This is a genomic window from Neopararhizobium haloflavum, from assembly GCF_002750855.1.
GTDB classification, from domain to species: Bacteria; Pseudomonadota; Alphaproteobacteria; order Rhizobiales; family Rhizobiaceae; genus Georhizobium; species Georhizobium haloflavum.
This window is the reverse complement of the sequence record NZ_NWUC01000006.1, coordinates 318,103-341,841: the sequence shown is the minus strand read 5'-3', so window position 1 is coordinate 341,841 and position 23,739 is coordinate 318,103. Positions and strand designations below refer to the sequence as shown.

General features: G+C 64.5%; 19 protein-coding genes. 8 read left to right on the top strand and 11 right to left on the bottom strand.

The features are described 5' to 3' along the window. Positions 1-236: 236 nt before the first annotated feature. The 7 genes from cpaB to CN673_RS15025 all read left to right on the top strand — a co-directional run bounded on the left by cpaB (position 237) and on the right by CN673_RS15025 (position 8,273). Positions 237-1,031 carry a Flp pilus assembly protein CpaB gene (cpaB, locus tag CN673_RS15055; RefSeq protein WP_099867162.1) on the top strand — a complete coding sequence of 265 codons (795 nt, stop codon included), beginning with the start codon at positions 237-239 and terminating at the stop codon, positions 1,029-1,031. 94 nt (positions 1,032-1,125) lie between these two features. Further along, on the top strand, positions 1,126-2,634 hold the full coding sequence (locus CN673_RS15050) for a type II and III secretion system protein family protein (RefSeq protein WP_099867223.1): 1,509 nt from the start codon (positions 1,126-1,128) through the stop codon (positions 2,632-2,634). A gap of 19 nt (positions 2,635-2,653) precedes the next feature. After that, entirely contained in the window at positions 2,654-3,319 is a 666-nt protein-coding gene (locus CN673_RS15045; RefSeq protein WP_245409925.1) for a CpaD family pilus assembly protein, read from the top strand. A gap of 42 nt (positions 3,320-3,361) precedes the next feature. Next, a complete protein-coding gene (locus CN673_RS15040) occupies positions 3,362-4,639 on the top strand; it encodes a CpaE/TadZ family protein (protein ID WP_099867160.1) in 1,278 nt (425 codons plus the stop codon). Between the two features lie 75 nt (positions 4,640-4,714). Then, complete coding sequence (locus tag CN673_RS15035; RefSeq protein WP_099867159.1) at positions 4,715-6,244, top strand: TadA family conjugal transfer-associated ATPase; 1,530 nt, start codon at positions 4,715-4,717, stop codon at positions 6,242-6,244. Positions 6,245-6,253: 9 nt separating this feature from the next. Further along, a complete protein-coding gene (locus tag CN673_RS15030; protein WP_099867158.1) occupies positions 6,254-7,267 on the top strand; it encodes a type II secretion system F family protein in 1,014 nt (337 codons plus the stop codon). Positions 7,268-7,289: 22 nt separating this feature from the next. Next, the gene (locus CN673_RS15025; RefSeq protein ID WP_099867157.1) at positions 7,290-8,273 is read left to right on the top strand and encodes a type II secretion system F family protein; all 984 of its coding nucleotides are present in this window, start codon (positions 7,290-7,292) and stop codon (positions 8,271-8,273) included. Between the two features lie 7 nt (positions 8,274-8,280). Here CN673_RS15025 and CN673_RS15020 read toward each other — a convergent pair whose 3' ends face one another. The 8 genes from CN673_RS15020 to CN673_RS14985 form a co-directional block, all read right to left on the bottom strand. After that, a complete protein-coding gene (locus CN673_RS15020; protein WP_099867156.1) occupies positions 8,281-8,559 on the bottom strand; it encodes an Rdx family protein in 279 nt (92 codons plus the stop codon). A gap of 5 nt (positions 8,560-8,564) precedes the next feature. After that, positions 8,565-9,722, bottom strand: a complete 1,158-nt coding sequence (locus CN673_RS15015) for an AGE family epimerase/isomerase (protein WP_099867155.1) — start codon at positions 9,720-9,722, stop codon at positions 8,565-8,567. A gap of 10 nt (positions 9,723-9,732) precedes the next feature. Continuing rightward, positions 9,733-10,224 (bottom strand): heme-degrading domain-containing protein, encoded by a 492-nt coding sequence (locus CN673_RS15010; RefSeq protein ID WP_099867154.1) that lies wholly within the window; start codon positions 10,222-10,224, stop codon positions 9,733-9,735. 5 nt (positions 10,225-10,229) lie between these two features. Beyond that, positions 10,230-11,126 carry an ROK family protein gene (locus CN673_RS15005; RefSeq protein WP_099867153.1) on the bottom strand — a complete coding sequence of 299 codons (897 nt, stop codon included), beginning with the start codon at positions 11,124-11,126 and terminating at the stop codon, positions 10,230-10,232. A gap of 30 nt (positions 11,127-11,156) precedes the next feature. After that, positions 11,157-12,272, bottom strand: a complete 1,116-nt coding sequence (locus CN673_RS15000; RefSeq protein WP_099867152.1) for an ABC transporter ATP-binding protein — start codon at positions 12,270-12,272, stop codon at positions 11,157-11,159. Between the two features lie 5 nt (positions 12,273-12,277). Next, positions 12,278-13,159, bottom strand: coding sequence for a carbohydrate ABC transporter permease (locus CN673_RS14995; protein ID WP_099867151.1), 882 nt, complete (start codon positions 13,157-13,159; stop codon positions 12,278-12,280). Continuing rightward, positions 13,156-14,076 (bottom strand): carbohydrate ABC transporter permease, encoded by a 921-nt coding sequence (locus tag CN673_RS14990; RefSeq protein ID WP_099867150.1) that lies wholly within the window; start codon positions 14,074-14,076, stop codon positions 13,156-13,158. The genes CN673_RS14995 and CN673_RS14990 overlap by 4 nt, the downstream gene beginning before the upstream one ends. Before the next feature lie 93 nt (positions 14,077-14,169). Next, the gene (locus CN673_RS14985) at positions 14,170-15,414 is read right to left on the bottom strand and encodes an ABC transporter substrate-binding protein (RefSeq protein WP_370853059.1); all 1,245 of its coding nucleotides are present in this window, start codon (positions 15,412-15,414) and stop codon (positions 14,170-14,172) included. A gap of 227 nt (positions 15,415-15,641) precedes the next feature. Here CN673_RS14985 and CN673_RS14980 point away from each other — a divergent pair, with 227 nt between their 5' ends. Next, positions 15,642-16,727, top strand: coding sequence for a LacI family transcriptional regulator (locus CN673_RS14980; protein WP_099867148.1), 1,086 nt, complete (start codon positions 15,642-15,644; stop codon positions 16,725-16,727). A 52-nt stretch (positions 16,728-16,779) separates the two neighbouring features. Here CN673_RS14980 and CN673_RS14975 read toward each other — a convergent pair whose 3' ends face one another. From CN673_RS14975 to CN673_RS14965, 3 genes are all read right to left on the bottom strand, one after another. Next, entirely contained in the window at positions 16,780-17,133 is a 354-nt protein-coding gene (locus tag CN673_RS14975) for an iron chaperone (protein ID WP_099867147.1), read from the bottom strand. A 65-nt stretch (positions 17,134-17,198) separates the two neighbouring features. Continuing rightward, positions 17,199-21,836 (bottom strand): translocation/assembly module TamB domain-containing protein, encoded by a 4,638-nt coding sequence (locus CN673_RS14970; protein ID WP_099867146.1) that lies wholly within the window; start codon positions 21,834-21,836, stop codon positions 17,199-17,201. After that, positions 21,833-23,707, bottom strand: coding sequence for an autotransporter assembly complex protein TamA (locus CN673_RS14965; protein WP_245409924.1), 1,875 nt, complete (start codon positions 23,705-23,707; stop codon positions 21,833-21,835). Before CN673_RS14965 ends, CN673_RS14970 begins: the two co-directional genes overlap by 4 nt. Positions 23,708-23,739: the final 32 nt, after the last annotated feature.

Here is a 23,739-nt window from a genome sequence, read left to right as displayed (position 1 = left end):
GCCGAAGAAGCCTTGCTGCGGGGCGCTTGACGGTATGGATTCCTGTGACAAGCACAGGAATGACGGAGATGGTGGGGGCCTGAAGCGTGGGGCGGCCTCTCTTCTCCCCCTGACGCAAGAGCCGCAGTGGCCGGCAAGATCCCGTTAACCAGACGCGTAAGCAACTCGTTAACCTTAAATACACGATTTTCGCCGCATTCTCGCCACGACAGAATTTGCGCGTTGGGGAATCAGCGATGAAGCCTGCCCGTATCCTTATCCTGACCGTTGCCGTGGGGGCGGCCGGACTGGCTGGTTTGCTGGCCATGAACCTTTCGGCGCCGGAGACATCCGTCACCCAGACGATCCAGCCGGTGGTCGAGCAGATCGCGCTTGAGGACGTGCTGGTCGCGACCGCCAGCCTGCCGATCGGCTCGCGCCTCAACGAGGAGGCGATGGCCTGGCAGGAATGGCCGAGCGACGCGGTGACGGACAGTTTCATCACGCGCTCGACGCGGCCGGATGCGGAAACCGAACTGGCCGGCGCCGTCGTGCGGCTGCCGCTTTTCGCAGGCGAGCCGGTGAGGGCCGAAAAGGTCGTCGATTCCTCCTCGCGGATCATGTCCTCGCTGCTGCCATCGGGCAAGCGGGCGGTGGCGACCGACATCTCCGTCTCCACCAGCGCGGGCGGCTTCATCCTGCCGAACGACCGGGTCGACGTGATCATGGTCCGGCGCGGCGAAGCGGACGACTACCAGACCGAAGTGGTGCTGAAGAACATCCGCGTGCTCGCCATCGACCAGCAGATCCAGGAGGACGAGGACGGCAACAAGACCGCCGTCGGCTCGACCGCGACGCTGGAGCTGACGCCCGACCAGACGCAGGTGATCGCCGTTGCCCAGCAGATGGCCGACCGGCTGACGCTGGCGCTGCGCAGCGTCGCCGACGTGCAGGAACCGGACACGGAATTTTCCGAGCATCTTCTCGGCAGCGGAGCCGCGAACACGATCCAGCTGATCCGCTCGGGGTCGATCACCAATGTCGGCCAGTAAGCCAGGATACGGGGGCAGAACAGTGTCGAACGCCAAGCCAAAGCTCACCAAAGCCCTCAAGCGCCGGCTCGCCGGGCGCCTGGCGACGCCTTTCATGGTCGCGCTTCTCGCCGCGGCCGCCGTGCCGCTTGACCCGCTCAGCGGGCTATCCGTTTCCAGTGCCCATGCGGACAGTAACATTTTACGCATCGCCGATAGCGGGGCGGGCGTTTCGCGCCGGGTCAAGCTCGGTCTCAACAAGGCGGTCGTCGTCGACCTGCCGACCGCGGCGGGCGACATCCTGGTCGCCGACCCATCGATCGCCGACGCGGTGACCCGCACGTCCAGCCGGCTCTATCTTTTCGGCAAGAGCGTCGGACAGACCAACATCTTCGTCTTCGGGCCGAATGGCGAGGAGATCGTGACGCTCGATCTCGCCATCGAGCGGGACATCACGGGGCTGGAACAGCAGCTGACCCGGTTCATCCCCGATTCCGACATCTCTGTCGAGATCATCAACGACAACATCGTTCTCAACGGGACGGTGCAGACGCCGCAGGATTCCCAGCGCGCAAGCCAGCTGGCGCAGATCTTCCTGACGGGCGGCGAAGCGACGACGCGCAACCTCACGGCTGTCGGCGAGGGCGGCGACGCGGCGATCTTCGCGGAGGATCGGCAGGTCTCGCAGATCGTCAACCTCCTGAATATCGAGGGCGAGGACCAGGTAACGCTGAAGGTGACGGTGGCCGAAGTCAGCCGCCAGGTCCTCAAGCAGCTCGGCTTCAACACATTCGCCTCGGTTTCGGGCTCGCGGCTCGGCGGATCTTTCGCCAGCCAGCTCCCGGCAAACCTCGGTAAGCCGGCATTCGAGACCTCGGGCGGCAACCTGATCGGATCGTTCGGCGATTTCGACATCAACAGCTACATGAACGCCATGGAACGCGCCGGCGTGATGCGCACGCTGGCCGAGCCTTCCCTGACGGCGATTTCCGGCGAGGCCGCCTCATTCTATGTCGGCGGCGATTTCCGCCTCGTCGACGGGCAGGACGTTTCGGAAGACGACAACGGCCAGCGCACGCTGACCTACGACATCGCACAGGTGCAGTACGGCATCGGGCTGGACTTCACGCCGGTGGTGCTTTCGCCGGGGCGCATCAGCCTCAGGGTACGCACGGAAGTCTCCGAGCCGACGTTCGAGGATTCGGTGTCGCTGTCGGCGGGCATGGGCGTCCAGGGCGCCAACCTGATGTCGATCCGCCGGCGCGAGGCCGAAACCTCCGTCGAACTGCCCTCGGGCGGCTCGATCGTGATCGCAGGCCTCGTCAAGGACGACATCCGCCAGGCGATGTCCGGTCATCCGGGCATTTCGAAGATACCGGTTCTCGGCACGCTGTTCCGCAGCCGCGACTTTCAGCGCAACGAGACCGAACTCGTGATCATCGCGACACCTTACCTGGTGCGCCCGACGGCACGCAACGAACTGGCCCGGCCGGACGACAATTTCAATGCGGCCAGCGACGGAGCCGGGTTCTTCCTGGGCAAGGTCAACCGCGTCTATGGACGCATGGAAACGGAACTGCCGAAGGGGCGCTACCATGGCGTGGTCGGCTTCATCTACAAGTGATTTCGGGGGCTTGAAGGCGATGACGACCACCAGACATCTTTCAACGGCAGCGCGGTTCGCCTCCGCGGCCGTCCTTGCCGGGCTGCTTTCGGCCTGCGCCAACGTGCATCATGTGGAAGTGGGCTCCGTGCCCGACGACTACCGCACCAACCATCCGATCATCGTCAGCGAGCAGGAGCAGACGCTCGACATCCCGGTGGCAAGCGGCGACCGGGAGCTGACGATCGCCTCGCGCGGCGCCGTGCGCGGGCATGCCCAGCGCTACAAGGCATCAGCGTCGGGCTCGGTGCGGATCATGACACCGGCGGGCTCGATGAATTCCGGTGCCGCCTCGATCCTGGCGCAGCAGGTGCGCGAAGAACTGGTCAAGCAAGGCATACCGCAGGGCCGCATTCTCACGACGCCCTACCACGCCTCGGCAAGCGGCGACGCGGCGCCGATCCGCGTGTCCTATTTCGCGATCGACGCGACGACGGGCGAATGCGGCCGCTGGCCGGAAGACATGCTGGCGAACGGCAACGAGAACAAGCACTACGCCAATTTCGGCTGCGCGAGCCAGAACAACCTGGCCGCCATGGTGGCCGATCCGATGGACCTGATCGCGCCACGCGGTTCGACGCCGATCGATGCCGGCCGCCGCGAGCAGGTGCTGAGAGACTATCAGTCCGAGGGCGCGGGACTTTAAGCACCCGCAGGGCGCAACGGACGAGAACGAGGGGCAGGATCGATGACGGGCAACGACTACGAGGAAGCGGGCGCACCGGAAACGGGCGAAGCGATGGACCGCATGCGGCCGCTGCCGCGCATCTCCATCCAGGCCTTCTGCGAGACGGAGGGATTGCTGCGCACCGTGGAGCGCTGCGGCGAAGACCGGCGCATGGGCAAGGTCAATTTGAGGGTCAACAAGGGCGGCGTCGCCGCCGCCGTCAACCTCTTCAGCCAGCAGCCGACGCCGAACCTCATCATACTGGAGAGCGACGAGGACCGGGCGACGCTGCTCGGGGAGCTGGAGCAGCTTGCCGATGTCTGCGACGCCTCGACCAAGGTCGTCATCATCGGACACCACAACGATGTCGCGCTCTATCGCGAACTGATCCGCAACGGCATCTCCGAATATATCGTCGCGCCGGTCTCCATGGCGGACCTCATCGGCGTCATCAGCGCGATCTTCGTCGATCCGGATGCCGAGCCGCTGGGGCGGACCGTCGCCTTTGTCGGCGCCAAGGGCGGCTGCGGCTCCTCGACACTCGCCCACAACTGCGCCTTCGCGATTTCCAGCCTGTTCTCCGAGGAAGTGATCCTCGCCGATCTCGACCTTGCCTTCGGCACGGCCAACATCAACTTCGACCAGGACCCGCCGCAGGGCATCTCCGAGGCGGTCTTCTCGCCCGAGCGCCTCGATGATGTCTTCCTCGACCGGCTGCTGGCCAAATGCTCGGATCATCTCTCGATGCTGGCGGCGCCGTCGATGCTGGACAAGACCTACGACCTGCAGCGCAATGCGTTCTCGCCGATGATCGAGGTGGTGCAGCGATCGGCGCCCGTCACCGTTTTGGACCTGCCGCATGTGTGGACCGACTGGGCGCTTTCGGTGCTCGGCGAAGTCGACCAGATCGTCGTTACCGCCGTGCCGGATCTCGCCAATCTGCGCAACACCAAGAACCTCATGGATGTGCTGCGCAAGATGCGGCCGAACGACCATGCGCCGCATCTGGTGCTGAACCAGGTCGGGATGCCGAAGCGGCCCGAGATCACGCCGGCCGATTTCGCGGAGCCGCTGGAGATGGAGCCGATCGCCATTCTTCCCTTCGACAGCGCGCTTTTCGGCGCCGCCGCCAATAGCGGGCGCATGATCAGCGAGATGGAGCCGAAATCGGCCGCCGCCGAGACGATCGCCCAGATCGCGCATGTGGTGACCGGACGGGCGGACACGAAGAAGCGCAGGAAGGGCGGGCTGTCCGATCTGATGTCGCTGATCGGACGCAAGAAGGCCGCCGCGCGCTGACGGCGCAAAGGACATGAACGGTCTCGTTCCCGCGCCGCGGTGAGACGAGGGATCACAGACGGACTGGACCAGGCGATGTTTGGCAAAAGAGGCAAGGACGGGTTCAACAGGCCGCCGCAAAGCGTGCAGCCGAGCCCCCCGCTGTCGCCCTCGATCAAGGATGTGGAAGCGGCGAACCCGCAACCGGTGCCGGCCGATCACGGCCCCGCCGTCCTGCAGGATGACGCCGGGCCGACGGAGAGCGCCCCCAGTGCCGCACAACAACGCCCGCGCATCCCGGTTCCACCGCCTGCCCCACAGCCCGAACAGAAGCGCCGCTCGCGCAAGACGGACAGCTATTACAACACCAAGAGCCAGGTGTTTGCGGCGCTGATCGACACGATCGATCTTTCGCAGCTGGCCAAGCTCGATGCGGAGAGCGCGCGCGAAGAAATCCGCGACATCGTCAACGACATCATCTCGATCAAGAATTTCGCGATGTCGATCTCCGAGCAGGAAGAACTGCTCGAAGACATCTGCAACGACGTTCTGGGATACGGGCCGCTGGAGCCACTGCTGGCGCGCGACGACATCGCCGACATCATGGTCAATGGGGCGGGGCAAACCTTCATCGAAGTCAACGGCAAGGTCGAGGAGTCGGAGATCCGGTTCCGCGACAACGGCCAGTTGCTGTCGATCTGCCAGCGGATCGTCAGCCAGGTTGGCCGTCGTGTCGACGAATCCTCACCGATCTGCGACGCACGCCTGCCGGACGGATCGCGTGTCAACGTGATCGCGCCGCCGCTCGCAATCGACGGCACTGCGCTCACCATCCGCAAGTTCAAGAAGGACAAGCTGACGCTCGATCAGCTGGTCAAATTCGGCACGATCACGCCGGAAGGCGCAGTTCTGCTGCAAATCATCGGCCGGGTGCGGTGCAACACGGTGATTTCCGGCGGAACGGGCTCGGGCAAGACGACGCTGCTCAACTGCCTGACGCGATACATAGACACCGACGAGCGGATCATCACCTGCGAGGACTCGGCGGAACTCCAGCTGCAACAGCCGCATGTGGTGCGCCTCGAGACCCGCCCGCCCAACATCGAGGGCGAGGGCGAAGTGACGATGCGCGACCTGGTCAAGAACTGCCTGCGCATGCGGCCCGAACGCATCATCGTCGGCGAGGTGCGCGGCCCGGAGGTCTTCGACCTCCTGCAGGCCATGAACACCGGCCACGACGGCTCGATGGGGACGATCCACGCCAACACGCCGCGCGAGTGTCTTTCCCGCATGGAATCGATGATCGCCATGGGCGGCTTCGCGCTGCCGGCCAAGACCGTGCGCGAGATCATCTGCGGGTCGGTCGACGTTATCGTCCAGGCCAGCCGCATGCGCGACGGCTCGCGCCGGATCACGCAGATCACCGAGGTGATCGGCATGGAAGGCGACGTGATCATCACCCAGGATCTGATGAAGTACGAGGTCGAGGGTGAAGACGCCAATGGCCGCCTGATCGGCCGGCACAAATCGACCGGCGTCGGCCGGCCGAATTTCTGGGATCGTGCTCGCTACTACAACGAGGAAAAGCGTCTCGCCGCAGCGCTGGACGCGATGGAAAAGGAATAGGCGGACACCGTGGCCGGGATCGATCTCAACATCATCGCCATCGGCGCCCTGGTCGCGATCTCCGTCGCCGCCGTCGCCTATTCGTTGCTTTATTCCCGGTTCGAGAACGCCAAGAAGGCCGAAGCGCGGCTCAACCGCGTGCGCGCGGCGGAAACCGACCAGAACGCCGTGCGTGTCGCGCGTGACCGGGTGAACGAAGCGAGCAAACGCCGCCGGACCGTCGAAAACTCCCTGAAAGATCTCGAAGAAAAGCAGAAGCAGGCCAACAAGCAGACCAAATCGCCGCCGCTCAAGGTGCTTCTCGCGCAGGCCGGACTGAAGATCGCGCCGCGCCAGTTCTACCTGATCGGCGTCGCTTTCGGCCTGATCTTCACCTTCGTCGTCTTCGCCGCCGGGATGCCACTGCTGCTCTGTCTCGGCGTCTTCTTCGTCGCCGCCTTCGGCATACCGCGCTGGGTGGTGGCCTATCTGCGTTCCAAGCGGATGAAGGCGTTCCTGAACGAGTTTCCCAATGCGCTCGACGTCATGGTCCGTTCGATCAAGTCGGGCCTGCCGCTCAACGACTCCATCCGCCTCATCGCGGCAGAGGCCCAGGAGCCGGTCAAGAGCGAGTTCCGCCGCATCGTCGAGGCGCAGCAACTCGGTATGAGCGTGCCGGAAGCCTGCACCCGGCTGCATCAGGGCATTCCGCTGCCGGAGGCCAGCTTCTTCGCCATCGTCATCGCCATTCAGGCGCAGGCCGGCGGCAACCTGTCCGAAGCGCTCGGCAATCTTTCACGCGTCTTGCGCGACCGACGCAAGATGAAGGCCAAGGTTCAGGCGCTCTCGATGGAAGCGAAGGCTTCAGCCGTCATCATCGGCGCGCTGCCCTTCATCGTCGCCGTCCTCGTCTACCTGACGTCACCCGACTACATGACCGTGCTTTTCACCGATCCACGCGGCCAGTTCATCCTCGGCGTTTCAGGCTTCTGGATGTCGATCGGCATCTTCGTCATGCGCAACATGATCAATTTCGAGATCTGAACCACGATCAAGGCGATCTTCCATGTTCACCACCATCATCAACACGGCGACCAACCCGAGCTTCGTTCTCGCCATGCTGGTGTCTATCTCGGTCTTCGCCACGCTGATCACGTTCGTCATGCCCTATTTCGAACGGGGCGACCTCAACCAACGCATGAAATCGGTCGCCATCGAGCGCGATGAAATCCGTGCGCGCGAGCGGGCGCGACTGAACGCGGAACAGAACCGCCGCGGCTCTCTGCGACAGGAAAACAACAGCTCACTGCGCCAGATCGTCGACAGCCTGAACCTGAGGAAGGCGCTGGTCGACGACCAGACGGTCAACAAGCTGCGGTCTGCCGGCTATCGCAGCCCCAATGCGCTCAACCGCTTCCTCTTCGCCCGGTTCGCGCTGCCCTTCGTTTTTCTGATGTTCGCGCTGTTCTACGTGATGGGCATGGGCGGGCTGGCCGAACAGCCCTTCACGATCAAGTTCCTGTTCTGCACCGTGGTCGCCTATGCCGGCTTCTACGCCCCCAATATCTACGTGACCAACCAGGCCGGCAAGCGGCAGAAGTCGATCCGCCAGGCATGGCCGGACGCGCTGGACCTTGCGCTGATCTGCGTGGAATCGGGCGTTTCGATCGAGGCGGCGCTGCGCCGGGTGGCCGACGAGATCGCCGCGCAGTCGACCCCGCTCGCCGAGGAACTGGTTCTGACGACGGCGGAGCTTTCCTATCTGCCCGAACGCCGTCAGGCCTATGAGAATCTTGGCACCCGCACCGGGCTTGAGAGCGTGAAATCGGTCTCCCAGGCGCTGATCCAGGCCGAGCGGTACGGCACGCCGATCTCCCAGGCGCTGCGTGTCCTCGCCCAGGAAAGCCGCGATCAGCGCATGACGGAGGCCGAGAAGAAAGCCGCCGCCCTGCCGCCCAAGCTCACCGTGCCGATGATCCTCTTCTTCCTGCCGGTGTTGTTCGGCGTCATCCTCGGCCCGGCCATCATCGGTGTTATGGACACGTTCTGAGGCTTTGTCAGTTTCGGTCGGAATGGCCGAGATCGCGGCCCGGCCAGACGCAATCGCGCACGCGCTGCTTCAGGACCTTTGCCTCCGGGAAGCCGCCGTCGCGCTTGCGTTCCCACACGAGCGTGTCCGTGACCCGGATTTCGAAGACGCCGCCGGTTCCCGGCTTGAGGGCGACTTCGGCCAGGTCCTGGCCAAAGGTCGACAGCAGCTCCTGCGCGAGCCAGGCGGCGCGCAACATCCAATTGCATTGCGTGCAGTATTCGATGGTGATGCGCGGCGCGCTCATGGCCCTCACAGCTCCTGCAGGCGATCATCCAATTCGCCGATCGCGCAGACGATATGATAGAAACTACTCGCCGGCGCCGGTTCGTCGACGAAGGTGCCATCGGCCCGCTGCTTGTCGTGCCAGAGCCCCGGCTGACTGGTGGCAATGAACGCGGCAAGCGCATCGCCTGCCCGCTCGGCCGATGCGAGATAGCGTTCGCGCTCTTCGCCCTTGGCAAGCACGGCGAGCAAAACGGCGCTCTTCAGCCATTCGGTCTGCACCCATAGGCGCGCGATCGGATCGACGACGACGAGCGCATCTGACAAGGTCATGACCGCGACACCGCGGTGACCATCCACGCCATGGGTTTCGCCAACCGCGAACAGCCGCGCCGCGCGTCGCACGGCTTCGGTCCGCCCCCCACGGCGCCGGGCCCACCGCGCCAGCAGCCACGCCCATTCGAACTGATGGCCCGGTTCCACGACACTGCCGGCCTCGCCTTCGGCCGGCTGCCAGCCAAGATCGAAGAATTCGCGCAGGAAACCGCCGGCCGGGTCGATGAAGCGCGCAAGGCACAGCTCGGCGATCTCGTCGGCCAGATCGCGCCACGGTCCGGCCTCGACACCGGCGACCGTTTCCCAGGCCTGGGCCGCCTCGAATAGATGCATATGCGGGTTGGAGCGCAGCGGCGGTGCCGGTGGCTCGGACTCGTGAAAGCCGCCCTTTGGATGGGCAAAGCGCGCGCGCAGCGCCTCAAGCAGGCTGAGCGCACGGGCTGCCATCTCCGGCTTGCGCTCCGGCATCGCCTCGGCGATCGCGGCAAACGCAAGGAGTGCAAAGGCCTGATTGTAGAGATCGAACCGGTCGTCGATCAGACTGCCCTCGCACGTTGCCAGATGACCGTAGAACCCATCGGGCCGCCGGTAGACCCGATCGAAACGTTCAAGCCCGCCAAGCACGGCGGTGCGCCAGTCGCCCGGCCAGCCGCGCCGGCCGGCTTCGGCGAAACAATAGACCTGCCGCGGATTGACCCGGGCGCGCACATCGTCCGTGGTGGCGCGGCCATCCTGCGCGATCGTCTCCGCAAAGCCCATGCCGGCCGAAAAGCCGCGCTCGCGCCAGAGCGGCAGGGCGGCGCCTTCCAGCCAGGCCGTCAGGCGTTCGGCTCTCTCGCGGATATTCATCGCGGTCCCCTCAAGGCAGGCGCAGCTTGGCCGGATCCTTGCCGAGCACGCTGGCCAGCGCTTCGACGACCATAGAATGGTCGTCCCTTTGGGGCAAACCGGAGACGGTGACGGCGCCGATGACACCGGCGCCCTCGACCGTGAGCGGAAAGCTGCCGCCATGTGCGGCATAGTCGGCATCGGGAAGCGCGAACTTCGCGGCCAACGTGGTCTTGTCGCGCTTCAGCATCAGCCCGGTGGCATAGCTCGACCGCAGGAAACGAAAGACCGTGTTCTTCTTGCGCCGGACCCAGCCGATATTGTCCGGGGTCGCGCCATGCATGGCGGCAAAGAACATCTGCATGGAAAAAAGGCTGACATCGATCGTCACCGGCACCGAGCGTGCCGACGCGCGATCATGCAGCGTCCGCCCGATCTTCCAGGCGAGATCGGCATCGAAGCGCTGGAACTTCAAGAGCGTCTCCTGGCGGGCGATATGGTCGAGATCGCTGTCGATTTCCATGCGGCTCACTCCTTCCATAGCCACGCTGCGCCGCGCACGCCCGAACTGTCGCCGTGACGCGCCTTCCGGATCGGCGTTTCGAAACTGTCTCCGAAAACATAGGACGTGACCAGAGGCGGGACATCGTCATAAAGCTCATCGATCGCCGACATCCCTCCCCCAAAGACGAAGACATCGGGATCGACCACATTGACGAGGATGGCGATGCTGCGGGCAAGACGATCGGCGAAGCGGTCATAAACGGCGCCGGCCACAGGGTCGCCGGCGCGCTTGGCATCGATGATGGCGCGGCCACGCTTCACCGCGCCCGTCGTCAAGCGGTAGTCGAGCTCGAAGCCGGTGCCGCAGGCGTACATTTCCAGACAGCCGCGCTTGCCGCACCAGCACATGTGGCCGGGATATTCCTCCGCCGTCATCCACGGCAGCGGATAGTGGCCGATCTCGGCGGCAAGGCCCTGAAAGCCGGGATGGACCTTGTGGTCGATGACCAGCCCACCGCCATGACCCGTGCCGAGAATGATACCGAAGACGACCCTGCTGTCGCTGCCGGCTCCGTCGACGGCCTCCGACACAGCCAGACAATTGGCATCGTTGGTCAGGCGTACCGGTCGGCCCAGGGCATCGTGCAAATCCTTGCCGAGCGGACGGCCGTTGAGAATCGTGGTGTTGGCGTTTCGAATGACGCCGGTGCGCGGCGAGGGGCTGCCGGGAATGCCGAGGCCGACGCTGCCGACTTCGCCCGTATCGCTCTCCATCCTCGCGACCAGACCGCAGACCGCGCTAATGCAGGCCTCGTAGCCGCCTTTCGGTGTGTCGACACGGTGGCGCGCGCGCTCGACGCCGTCTGCGGCGAGCGCGATCGCTTCCATCTTGGTGCCACCCCAATCGATGCCGATATACATCGCGCCGTGCTTTTCAGAAGGAGCCGGGAGCTAGCGAAGCCGCTCTGTCGTCGCGGGATCGAAGACCACGGCGCGGTCGAGATTGAAGGCGAACTCGAACGTCTCGCCGGCCTTTGCCGCAACGTCGGAGCGCACCCTGGCGGTCACTTCCTTGCCGGCAAGCTGCGTCACGACGAAGGTGTCGGACCCGGTCGGTTCCACGAGATCGACGGGCGCGTGGACGATGCTGACGGCCTTGGCGCGCGGATCGGTCAGTCCGGTATCGGTTATGGCCTCCGGACGGATGCCGAGGATGACCGGCTGGCCATCCCGAAGGGCCGTCTCGCGCACCGTCGGGGGCACGGCGAGTTCAACCGGCGTGTCGCCGTTGCGCGTCAGCTGGATGCGGGCGGTGCCATCGCCTCCGGCGATCCTGCCCTCCAACAGATTCATGGCCGGCGAGCCCATGAAATCGGCGACGAAAAGGTTGGATGGCATGCGATAGATCTCATCGGGCGTGCCGACCTGCTGGACCACGCCTTCCTTCATCACGGCGATCTTGGTGGCCATGGTCATCGCCTCGATCTGGTCGTGCGTGACGTAGACGATCGTCGCGCCGGTATCGCGGTGGAGACGCTTGATCTCGGCGCGCATCTCAACCCGCAGCTTGGCATCGAGGTTCGACAGCGGTTCGTCGAACAGGAAGACGCGCGGCTTGCGCACGAGCGCGCGACCCATGGCGACGCGCTGTCGCTGGCCGCCCGACAACTGGCTGGGGCGGCGCTTCAGCAGATGCTCGATCTGCAGCGTCTTTGCGGCCGCTTTCACGGCCTCGTCACGGTCGGCCTTCGGCACGCCGCGCATCTCCAGGGCAAAGGCGATGTTTCCCTCGACCGTCATGTTTGGATAGAGCGCATAGGACTGGAACACCATGGCGATGTCGCGCTTGGAGGGGTGGAGATCGTTGACCACCTCGCCATCGATGACGACCTCGCCCCTGGTGACATCGGTCAGGCCCGCGACGGTGTTGAGCAAGGTGGACTTGCCGCAGCCCGAGGGGCCGACGAGCACGAGGAAGCCGCCCTTGTCGAGCTCGATGTCGATGCCCTTGAGAATATTGACGCCGCCGATGGTCTTATAAAGATCGCGGATTTCCAGAAAGCTCATCGGTTCTACCCTTTGACTGCGCCGGCCATCAGGCCACGCACGAAATACCGGCCTGCGACGACATAGACGATCAGCGTCGGCAAGGCGGCGAACATCGCGGCGGCCATGTCGACATTGTATTCCTTCACGCCGGTCGAGGAGGACACGAGGTTGTTCAGCGCCACCGTCATCGGCGCACCGCCGCCCGAGGCGAAGGAGACACCGAACAGGAAGTCGTTCCAGATGTTGGTGAACTGGTAGATCACCGTGACCACGATGATCGGACCCGAGCTCGGCAGCAGGATGCGCCAGAAGATCCGGAAAAATCCGGCGCCGTCGATCTGCGCGGCCTTGATCAGCTCGTCGGGGAACGCCTCGTAGTAGTTGCGGAAGAAGAGCGTCGTGAACCCAAGGCCATAGACCACGTGAACGAGGATCAGGCCCGAGGTGGTGTTGGCCAATCCGATGATGCCGAGGACCCGCGCCATCGGAATGAGCACCGCCTGGAACGGGATGAAACAGGCGAACAGCATCATGCCGAATACCAGCTTGTGGCCGGGAAAGCGCCATTTGGTCAGTACATAGCCGTTGAGCGCACCGAGGATCGTGGAGATCGCGACGGCCGGCACCACCATCCTGATCGAGTTCCAGAAATAACCCTTGATGCCCGAGCAGTCGACGCCGATGCAGGCCGTGCCCCAGGCCTTGGCCCAGGCATCGAGCGAGGGCGATTGCGGAAGGGCCAGCATGTTGCCGGAGCGGATCTCGGCCAGCGGCTTCAGCGACGTGACGAGCATCACGAAGAACGGCAGCAGGTAGATGAAGGCGAACAGCAGCAGGAGGCCGTAGATCACGAAACGGGCGGCGCGCGCGGATCCCGGAGAGACGGATGCGGTGGCGGTGCTCATCGTGCTGGCTCCCTCAGTTCCGAATAGAGGTAGGGCACGATGATCGCGGTGATACCCATCAGCATCATGATCGCGCTGGCCGAACCGACGGCCATCTGGCTGCGGGTGAAGGTGTAGGAATACATGAAGGTCGAGGGCAACTCGGTTGCATTGCCCGGACCGCCGCCGGTGAGCGCAATGACAAGGTCATAGGACTTGATCGCCATGTGCGCCAGAACGATGACCGCCGACAGGAAGGCCGGGCGCAAGAGCGGGATGACGATGCGGCGGTAGATGGAGAAGGACGAGGCGCCGTCGATCTGGGCAGCCTTGATGATCTCGCCGTCGATGCCGCGAAGGCCCGCCAGAAACATGGCCATGACAAAACCGGACGCCTGCCAGACGCCGGCGATGACGACGCAATAGATCGCCATGTCGGTGCTCGTCAGCCAGTCGAACTGGAAGTTTTCGAACCCCCATTGCTGCATGGTGCGCTCAAGCCCGAGACCGGGATTGAGGAACCACTTCCAGGCCGTGCCGGTGACCACGAAGGACAGGGCCATGGGGTAGAGGAAGATAGGGCGCAGCACACCCTCGCCGCGGATCTTCTGGTCGAGGAGGATGGCGAGCAGCAGGCCGATGGCGATGCACAGGCCGATATAGAGCGTGCCGAAGATCGCGAGATTCTTCAGCGCCATGTACCAGTTGGGCTGGGACCAGAGATTGATGTAGGCGTCGAAGCCGACGATCTCGTAGATCGGCAGGATGCGCGAATTGGTGAAGGACAGATAGAGCGTCCACAGGATGAAGCCGTAGACGAAGAACAGGATCAGCGCGAATGACGGCGCCAGCACGATCTTGGGCAGGATGTCGCGCACCCTGTCGAGCACGCCCGCCTTGCGGCGCACCGGCTCGACCGCGTCCACAGTCAGCGTCATGCCGTCCTCCCCATGCTGTCGACGGTGGCAAAGAGCATGACCGAAACCAGGGTTTCGGTCATGCCATTTCTGATGGTTGGATGCACCAGCCGCTTATTGGGCGGAAGCGATCGCCTGCGGCAGCTGCTCCAGGGCCTCGTCGGTGCTGATCTGACCGTTGAGATGCTGGGTGACGACGTCGAAGACGGCTTCCTTGACGGCCGAGGGCTGAGCGTGGCCATGGGCCAGCGATCCGGCGAGCGTGCCGTTCTCGGCGGCTTCGGCCAGTTCCTGCATGCCCTTCTTGCCGCAATCGTCGAACTCGGTGTCCTCGATGTCGGTGCGAGCGGGAACCGAGCCCTTCACGGTGTTGAACGCGACCTGGAAGGCCGGATCCATCACGGCCGAGGCCATCTTCAGCTGAGCGTCGCGCTTGTCCTCACCGACTTCGAACATGACGAACTGGTCGGAGTTGAAGAGCACGTCGCCCTGGGTTCCCGGGAAGCGCATGCAGACGAAATCCTCGCCCGGAACCTGATCGGCATTGAGGAATTCTGCCTTGGCCCAATCGCCCATCTCCTGCGCGCCGGCCTCGCCCTCGATGACCATCGCCGTGGTGAGGTTGAAGTCGCGGCCGGTGAAGTTCTCGTCGAAGTAGCCGCTGAGCTTCGTCATGTGGTCGAAGACCTCACGCATGGTGTCGCCCGACAGCGCTTCCTCGTCGAGGTCGATGATCGCCTGCTTGTAGAAGTCCATGCCCCCGACGGAGAGCACGACAGCTTCCCAGAGCGTGCCGTCCTGCCACGGCTGGCCGCCATGGGCGAGCGGGATGATGCCCTGTTCCTCGAACGCGTCGAGCATCGTGTAGAGCTCGTCCATGTCCTGCGGTTCCTCGCCGCCATATTCGTCAAAGGCAGCCTTGTTGATCCACAGCCAGTTGGTGGAGTGCACATTGACCGGCGCGGCGATCCACTGGTCGTCATACTTGGAGAATTCCTGAATGGCCGCCGGAATGACCTCGTCCCAGCCCTCTTCCTCGGCCAGTTCGTTGAGGTTGGCCACGACGCCGAGCTCTGCCCAGTCCTTGATGTCATAGCCGAGCATCTGGACGGCCGTCGGCGGATCGCCGGACGTGACGCGGGCGCGCAGGGCCGTCATCGCGGCCTGACCGGACCCGCCGGCGACCGGCATGTCGGACCAGGTGATGCCCTCGCCTTCCAGATTCTCCTTCAGCACGCCGACTGCGGCCGCTTCACCGCCAGCCGTCCACCAGTGCAGAACCTCGACCGATTCCTCCTGGGCATGGGCGACGCCGACGCTGAGCGCGACGAGCGCCGTCCCGGCTGCAAGTCTCGTGATGGTGCGAATAGTCATGGAAACCTCCCAAACGATCCGGTTTATCCGGCGATCCAAATTTATAACGATACAACCGACGGAATTGTCAAGCGCCTGAGATCAAATCGGTTTAAATATCGCCAAGCTCTTGTTTTCGGCATATTTATCCAAGCCGTTGCACAGTTTCATTTGCCAACAGGGCCGGTTTTAGGATTTATAACGATATAAATTTTTCGGGAGGACGGCGCGCGATGCGCGAAACGGACGATGTCAGCCAGCGTTCGGCGGCAGACGAGGCGATCGGAAAACCGACGCTTCGCACCATCGCCGACATTACCGGCCTGGCCGTCACGACGGTGTCGCGGGCGCTTGGCGATGCGCCGCAGATCGCGCTGAAGACGCGCCAGCGCGTACGACAGGTTGCCGAGGAGATCGGCTACCTTCCCGACCGCGCCGCCCAGCGCCTTCGAACGGGACGCACCAATGTCATCAGCCTGATCCTCGACCCGCACGAGGAAATCATCAATTTCGGCACATCGATCATCAAGGGCATGACGGAGGCCTTGCGATCGACGCCCTATCACCTCGTCATCACGCCGCATTTCGAAAATGAGCCGAGCATCGAGCCGGTGCGCTACATCCTGCGCAACCGGATGGCGGACGGAATTGTCTTCTCACGGACCGAGCCGTTCGACGAGCGGGTCAAATTGCTGGTCGAGCACGGTTTTCCCTTCGTCTCACATGGCCGGACCGAGCTTTCCGTTCCGCACGCCTATGTGGACTACGACAACGAACGCTTCGCCTTCGAGGCGACGCAGCGTCTGATCGCAGCCGGGCGCAAGAAGCCGGCGATCATTCTGCCGCCCGAGCGGTTCACCTTCTTTCAGCACATGCGCTACGGCTTCATGAAGGCCGTCAGAGCCGAGGGCGTCGCCTTCGAACTGCTCGACGGCATCAGTCTCGACAGCACGTCGCATGAGGTTCAGGCCTTTATCGAGGAACGGCTGCAGCGGCCCGATCCGCCGGACGGTTATGTCTGTGGCGGCGAGGTTTCAGCGCTGGCGATCATGGCGGCGCTTACCGATCGCGGGCTGGTGCCGGGCGTCGATGTGGGCATAGTGGCCAAGAAGACGTCAAATCTCTTCGCGCCGGTTCGGCCGCGCATCGAGACGATCGAAGAAGACCTCTTCGTCGCCGGCCACGAGATGGGACGCCTGATCCTGCGACGGATCGCGGGAGCGGCGCCGGAAACGCTGCAGACGGTGCAGCCGCCAGGCTTTGCGACCGGCGGTGTTGACGGGTCCGGACCTTCCGTCAATCGAAAATTGTCGCGATGAGTCCGAGTTCGCGGCGGTCGGAGAACCAGACCGCGGGTGCCGGAGCCGGTCGCTACAACCTCTTGCTGTTGCGCGAACTGATCGCAAGTTTCTGAACAAGCTCGCCAGTTATGGGCTTGCTCACCGAGAAGGTAACGCCTGTCCTGGTTGACTTGAGCTTCAGAGAGGCAATCTCCTCGGCGTGCACCGCAATTGCACGCGGATCAACATACAAGCCACATTGCTTGCTGAAGGCAGCATATCCGGCGATGATCGTTTCTTCGATCTGAAAACCCGGCATATCGTATTTCATGACTTCCTTGGCGTCCGGCAGCGCCAGCGACAACTGCGCGCGCAATTGGCCCAACATGGCGCGAAACTGCTGCGGAGCAGCCGCTATATAGGCATCATGACCATCGTTCGTCATGCCGACAATTTGCCTTCCGATCTGCCTGGCCCCAACAGAAGAATACCCGAGCACCCTCCAAAGCCCTAGTAATCCCGCTCGTAGAAGAGGCCGAGGCTGGTGTCGCCATCGGCGCCCGCGGCACCGCGCGCCTTGAGGTTCTCGGTGATGTCGAGGTCGATCGTGACCTCACTGGAATCGCCCGATCCCGCCTGGACGCCGAGATAGACATTGTCGCGCACATAGCGCCCGGCCCTGACGGCTGCGTTGCCCTCCTCATCGGTGACGACGTCGAGGTCATCAAGCCCGGTCGACTGACGCAGCGAGCCCAGCAGCGAGGTATTCTGGCCGCCGGAAAGTTCGGCGACCGCCGCGGCGAGCTGCGCGATCTGGAAGGCCGAGAGCTCGCTTATCGAACGATCGAAGATGAGACGGGCGATGACCTCGTCTTCCGGCAAAGCCGGTTGCGAGGAGAAATCGATGTCGATATCGGAGGCGCGCCCCGAAACGGTGATGATCACGGTCGTGTCGCCGCTCTGGGACGTGGCTGTCAGGTTGACGAAGGGATCGAGATCGCCGATCAGCGTCACGCTTCCGTCATCGAAGGTGATACGGCGTCCCAGAATGGAGAGCCTGCCGCGGACGAGCTCGAACGCGCCGACGGGCTCGATGCTGGTGACGGGCCCCTGAAGGCGGATCGAGCCGCCGAGTTCGGCGTCGAGCCCCCGGCCGCGCACGAAGATGCGGCGCGGCGCATTCACTGTGATGTCGAGCCGGACGATGCTGGGCCGCGCCGTCGGCGTCGGCGGCTCGCCCTCAGCGGTGGTCCCCGCGCGCTGCAACGTCCGCTGAACGTCCGCCGGCGGCGCGATGTGGCGCACGTCGGTCAGCGTGCTGCCACCGCCGAGCCCTTCGGGAATGCCGAGTTCCGCCCGATCGACGTTGATCGTGCCGGCGATGACGGGATCGCGCGCCAACGGGCCGGTAACGGTCAGGCCTCCCGAAGCGGTCACAATCAGAAAGTCGCCGTCGGCATAGCGGGTTTCATCGAGGGTGATCGAGATATTGGCCGGGAAAGCGGACGCAGCGTCCAGCGACACGGTGCCGCCGATCGTGATCGTGCCCCCCGTCGAGAGGTTTGCAGTGAACGTGTTGATCGTCACCTGCTGCCCCTCGATGGAGGCAAGGACCGTGATGCCTTGAAGCTGAACGTTGGTATCGGGATCGATGACGCCTGCATTGCTGGCCGATACCATTCCGCTGAACTGCGGATCGGTCAGCGGGCCGGAAATGCCGACGCTGAATTCAAGCGCACCTTCAACACGGGTGCCGCGCTCGGCCAGTGGCCGATTGGCGAGCGAGAGGGGCGCATTGCCCCGGACCTGGAGATTGAGGCTACCGCCATCGAGCGGCACCGTTCCGGATGCGGCGACGTCGATGCCCTGCCCGTTGGCGACAGTGGCGCTCTGCAAGGTCACCCGCTGATCGGCGAAACGGCCGTTCGCCGCCACGGTGAGCGGGTCTATGCCGAGATCTGCAAGGGCGTTGGCCGATACGCCGTTCCCATCCACGTCAAAGCGCACATCGGGCGCCGCGATGGTGCCGCCGACGGCGGCCGTGGCCGAGACCGAACCGCGCAGGCCCTGATTGCCGGCGAGTGCGTCGATCGTGGCGAGCGGCAAGTCATCGAGACGCAGATCGAGGTCCAATTCGCCCTCGCCGAGCGGCGCCGAGCCCGACACGTCTACGGCAATGCCGCCATCGGCGGCGAGCGAGGCGTCGAGTTCGACCCGGCTGCCGGCCGAACGCCCCGAAGCCTCGAGATCGATGGTGCCAAGACCGAATTCGCGGACCGGCGCGGCGGTGAGGCCGCTTCCCGTCAGGTCGAAGACGATGTCTGGATCGTCACGGGTGCCGGCGACCCGCGCGGTGCCGTCAACGGTGCCGGCGGCGTCGAGATCGGGCATGACGGTGTTGGCGATGGAAAGCGGCAGCGCCTCGATTGCCACATCAAGATCGAGCGTGTCGGCGACAACGCCGCTGGCTCGGATCTCGCCGCCATCGACGTCAAGCGCGAGATCGCCGATCTCGATGCGCTCTCCCTCCACGGTGATGGTCGCGGGGGAAAGCAGGCGCGCCTCGGTCGGACCTTGCTGAAGCCGGGCGTTTTCAAGCGCGATGCGGAAGCCGCCGGAAATCTCTTCCAGCGCCCCGGCGAGCGCGATGTCGGTGCCGCCCTCCAGCGTGGCGTCTGCCGTGAAATCGGTCAGCTGATCCTGGCGCGACGCGGTTGCCGCCACGCTCTCCACGGTGACGCCGCCGGCGACGATGTCGCTGCCGTCGACGGTGCCTTCGATCTTCGGCACGCCGAAAAGGTCGGCGAGGCTCGCATCGAGCGTTGCGCTGGCAATACGCGTCTCGTTGATCTCCACATCGGATAGTGCGGCGCCCACGGCCGCGTTCTGCTCGCCGCCTTCGGCGGACAGGACGATGCTTGCCTGTGCCGAGCCGCTCGCCTGCTGCAGCGCCAGGGCCGCGAGCGTCGCGATGTCCGGCGCGTCGAGATCGACTTCGCCGGTCAACAGGCCATCGCCGTCCTGCGCGACATTGCCGGTGATCGTGGCGCCACCGGCGCTGAAATCGAGGTTCGACAAGGTGCGGGCTTCGCCCACCGCGCGGATGTCGGCGCTGAGGCGGACGGCTTCGCCATCGAGGAAGGCATCGGCCGACAGCGCACCTTCGATGCCATCGCCATAGGCTTCTCCGGCTTCCGCGTCGGTTCCGACCAGATTGCCGGTGAAGCCGAAGGCCGCATCGACCAGGCGCCGGCCGGCAAGGCTGCCCGAGGGAATGCTGCCTTGAAGGTCAAGCGCGATCGGTCCGCCTTCGCCATTGGCCGTGCCGCGCAGTTCAAGCCGGCCCGATGCCTGGTCGGAGACAAGAGCAAGGTCCGCCAGCATGACCTCGAGCACCATGTCGGCGCGTTCGCTCGAATAGGTGCCATCGGCCTGCAGGGAGAACTGCTCATTGCCGATCGTGAAGGTGCCGGCCTCGAAGCCGCGCTCGGTGCGGGCGAGGCGCCCCGACAACTCGACCGGGCTCTCGATCAAGGCATCAACGGCGGGCGTGCCGATCTGCAGACCTTCGCCAGCGCCGTCGAAGGTAAGGTCGAAACCGCCGGTCAGCGGCGACAACGTGCCCTCGGCATCAAGCGTCAGCGCACCTTGCAGCGGCCTGTCGGCGAGTTCGGCGAAGGGGGCGAGGCTCTCAGCCGCGATCGCGATGGTGCCGTCATAGACATATTCGTCGATGCTTCCGGCAAGGTAGAGCGAGAGCGCTTCGGCACTCAGGCTCGCCTCGGCGAGTTCGACAGGCGCGCCGGCGGTCCAGGCGCCATCGATCAGCAGCGTCAGAGCGTCACCGATCGCGGCCTGAACGGCCGGATCATCGGCCGTGATGCCGGACAGCCCGCCATCGACGCGGAAGGTCAGACGGCGCTCCTCGGGCCGATCAAGGTTTTGCGCAAGACCGCCGAAGTCGAGTTCGACGGTTTGGGCGTCGAGCGTCTCGGTGGATAGATCGGCGACGTTGAGGGCGCCGCTCCACTGATCCGAAGCTTCGGCGCCGTAATCGACGGCAAGGCGCGCAGTGCGCACGGTGGTCTGGCCGCCGGAAACGGGCAGGACCACAGGCTGCCCCGATCCGTCTTCGATCGCCGCCTGCAGCGACAGGCGCCGCAGGAAATTGTCCTCGCTCGTCTCCGCGCTCGCGTTGAGCGACAGGGCGCCGGTTTCAAGGCTCAGCGCATTGAGGGTGACGCCGCCGCCATCGCGGATCAACGCGTCGGCGGTCAGATTGGTGTTGGGGCCGAAAAAGTCGCGAAAGGTCGGCGCGACGAGACGGGCCAGCGGCCCCTCGACATTGGCATTGACGGCAAGGCCGCCACTGCCGCGCTGCAAGGTAGTGCGCCCCGTGACAACGCGCTCGCCGTCGGCATCGAGCGCGAGGTCGACGGTGAGATCATCCACCGGGCCGGATCCGGTGAGCGCCAGATCGACCGCAGGACGCCCTTCGATGCTGAGGAGATTGGCGACGATGCCGTCGGCCGGCTCGGAGACCTGGAGATCAAGATCAAGCTGTTCCGTTTCGTTAGCATAAGCAAGCGCAAGCGCCAGCTCACCGCCAGGACCGTCGAGCCGTTCGATGTCGAGGTTGGCTTCCAGCGCACCACCGGCCAGCGTGATGCCGCCGGCGACCGCCAGCTCCGATTGCAGGCCGAAGACGGTGGGGCCGAAGGTGACCCGCGGCACCTCCAGCACGTCGAGCCGGACGGCAACCGGCAGTTCGGGTACGGAAAAACCACCGGCCTCCGGATCGGGCACGACCTCTTCGCTCGGCAGCGGCTTGCGCGTAACCTCGATGGAATCGGCGGCGAGACGATCGATCTCAAGGCGCCCGCGCAGCAATGCGGTGCGGGTCCACTCGATGCGGGCGTTGACGATGCGCAGCCAGACACCCTCGCGGTCGGCAATGGTGATCTCGCCGATCACCGCTTCGGACGACAGCGCGCCCTGAATGCCGTTCAGCCGGATCTGCCGGTTGTCGGATGACAGCTGGCTTTCCACGAACCGCGTGAAGCGGGAACGGGTTTCGGTCTCTTCTTCCTGCGCGAAGACCGGCGCAGCGAAGACGAGGCAAGCGAGCATGAGGAGAAGCCGGGTCAAAACGCCTGTCCTATTCCCACATAGAGCGCGACATCGGGGTCGTTCGGCCCCGGATCGAGCGGCACGGCGACATCGAGGCGGATCGGGCCGAGGCCGGTATTGTAGCGCAGGCCCGCGCCGACGCCGATCTTCAGGTCCTCCGAGAAGGACGGCAGGGATTCCTCACCGACATAGCCGACATCGGCAAAGCCGACGAGGCCGATGGATTCGGTGACGCGGGTGCGCAATTCGGCGGAGGCCTCGAGCAGCGAGCGGCCGCCCGTCAAGGTGTCGCCCGGACCCTCGACGCCGATGCCGCGATAGGCATAGCCACGGGTGGAGCCACCGCCGCCGGAGAAGAAGAGCTTGTCGGGCGGCGTTTCGAAGATGTCGGGTCCGACGATCGAGCCGATCTTCAGCTTGCCGGCCAGGATGAAACGGTCATCGGCGTCGAGACCGTAATAGGCGCGACCTTCCAGCGTGCCACGGGTTGCCGCGTTGCCGAACTCGAACTCGTAGAACGGCTCGACCGTCGCCTCGACGAAATAGCCCTCGGTGGCGTCGGCGCTGTTGTTGCGGGTGTCGTATGTCAGCTTGCCGGGCAGACCGAATGTCGTGAAATCACGCTCACCAAGATCATCCTCGAACTCGGCGTACTTGGCCTCGGCGAAAATCTCGCCGGAGAGATAGTCATTGAAAATGTGCGTGAAGCCGAGACGCGCCGTCACCGAGGTCTCGGTGTAGACATCCAGCACCTCGCGCTTGCCCGACAGGCCAGTCACGAAATCAGTGTCGGGCGTGAAGACGCCGGGCTTGGTGTAGGTGATGCCGGCCGAATAATCGAATTCTTCATAGTCGATCGTGTCGCCGATCCCGCCGACACGGGCGTCGACCCGCAGGCGCTCGGCCTGACCGAAGAGGTTGCGATGCAGCCAGAAGGTTTCCAGCCCGAGCCCATCGACAGTCGAGTATGTGCCGCCGACACCGATACGGCGCAGCGGGCGCTCCTGGACGTCGACCGAAATGGGCAGAAGGCCGTTGCGGGCGATTTCGTCGGCTTCGCGCACGGTCAACGCCTGGAAGACATCAAGCCGAGCCAGCCGGTTGCGGGCGCGTTCGAGATCGTCAGGGTCGTATTCCTGACCGACGGGCAAGTCGGTCATATAGGCGACGAATTCAGGGTTCATGCGCTCGGTGCCGGCAACAGCGGTCTCTCCATATCGCGCATAGCGACCCGGATCGACCGCGATGTCGACGTCGACGGTGCGGTCGCGGTGATCGGCCGTCACGGTGCGATCCGCGATCTCCGCCTTGGCGTAACCCTGCTCCCGCCAGGCGGCGGTGGAAAGCCGCTCGGCGCGCAGAATGTTGCCAGAACGCGCGACCTCCCCTGGCGCAAACCCCTCTTCCTCCGGCAGCGGCACCACGTCGCCACGATCAAGCGGCGGCGGTGCGCGATTGCCGATGACCGCGCGACCGAAGGCGAATTGCGGGCCGACATCAACGACGATCGCGACGGTTGCGGGATCCGGCAGGTCGGTGTCGGCAGGCAACTCCGCCGCTTCCCGGCCCTCGATCAGGATGCTGATCGATCCGCCGTAGTGGCCCTCGGTATAAAGCGCACCCAGCATGCGCTGATAATCGGACTTTGCCTTGGACATCAGGCCGGCCGATCCCGAAGCCGGTTCCTCGCGATCACCCCAGAGCCGGGAGGCGCCGCGCACGGCGTTGGCGACGGAGTTGTCCGCTTCGCCGGCCTCGAATGTCGCTTCATAGGACTGGGGTTCGCCGATGACATCGACCTCGGCTTCCTCCTCGCCACCGTAGATGCGGATGCCGAAAATCTCGAAGGCGGCAACCGGCGTCACCGAACCCGCCAAAACAGCCGCCAACGAAATGACCGCGGAGAACCTGCCCAATCTCT

Coding starts and splice junctions, on each gene's coding strand:
- CN673_RS15000 (WP_099867152.1), bottom strand. CDS start 12,272: ATGAGCTTTCTGGAAATCCGCGATCTTTATAAGACCATCGGCGGCGTC.
- CN673_RS15035 (WP_099867159.1), top strand. CDS start 4,715: ATGTTTGGCAAAAGAGGCAAGGACGGGTTCAACAGGCCGCCGCAAAGC.
- CN673_RS14995 (WP_099867151.1), bottom strand. CDS start 13,159: ATGAGCACCGCCACCGCATCCGTCTCTCCGGGATCCGCGCGCGCCGCC.
- CN673_RS14990 (WP_099867150.1), bottom strand. CDS start 14,076: ATGACGCTGACTGTGGACGCGGTCGAGCCGGTGCGCCGCAAGGCGGGC.
- CN673_RS14975 (WP_099867147.1), bottom strand. CDS start 17,133: ATGACGAACGATGGTCATGATGCCTATATAGCGGCTGCTCCGCAGCAG.
- CN673_RS15010 (WP_099867154.1), bottom strand. CDS start 10,224: ATGGAAATCGACAGCGATCTCGACCATATCGCCCGCCAGGAGACGCTC.
- CN673_RS14980 (WP_099867148.1), top strand. CDS start 15,642: ATGCGCGAAACGGACGATGTCAGCCAGCGTTCGGCGGCAGACGAGGCG.
- CN673_RS15015 (WP_099867155.1), bottom strand. CDS start 9,722: ATGAATATCCGCGAGAGAGCCGAACGCCTGACGGCCTGGCTGGAAGGC.
- CN673_RS15045 (WP_245409925.1), top strand. CDS start 2,654: ATGACGACCACCAGACATCTTTCAACGGCAGCGCGGTTCGCCTCCGCG.
- CN673_RS15020 (WP_099867156.1), bottom strand. CDS start 8,559: ATGAGCGCGCCGCGCATCACCATCGAATACTGCACGCAATGCAATTGG.
- CN673_RS15005 (WP_099867153.1), bottom strand. CDS start 11,126: ATGTATATCGGCATCGATTGGGGTGGCACCAAGATGGAAGCGATCGCG.
- CN673_RS15025 (WP_099867157.1), top strand. CDS start 7,290: ATGTTCACCACCATCATCAACACGGCGACCAACCCGAGCTTCGTTCTC.
- CN673_RS15040 (WP_099867160.1), top strand. CDS start 3,362: ATGACGGGCAACGACTACGAGGAAGCGGGCGCACCGGAAACGGGCGAA.
- cpaB (WP_099867162.1), top strand. CDS start 237: ATGAAGCCTGCCCGTATCCTTATCCTGACCGTTGCCGTGGGGGCGGCC.
- CN673_RS15050 (WP_099867223.1), top strand. CDS start 1,126: ATGGTCGCGCTTCTCGCCGCGGCCGCCGTGCCGCTTGACCCGCTCAGC.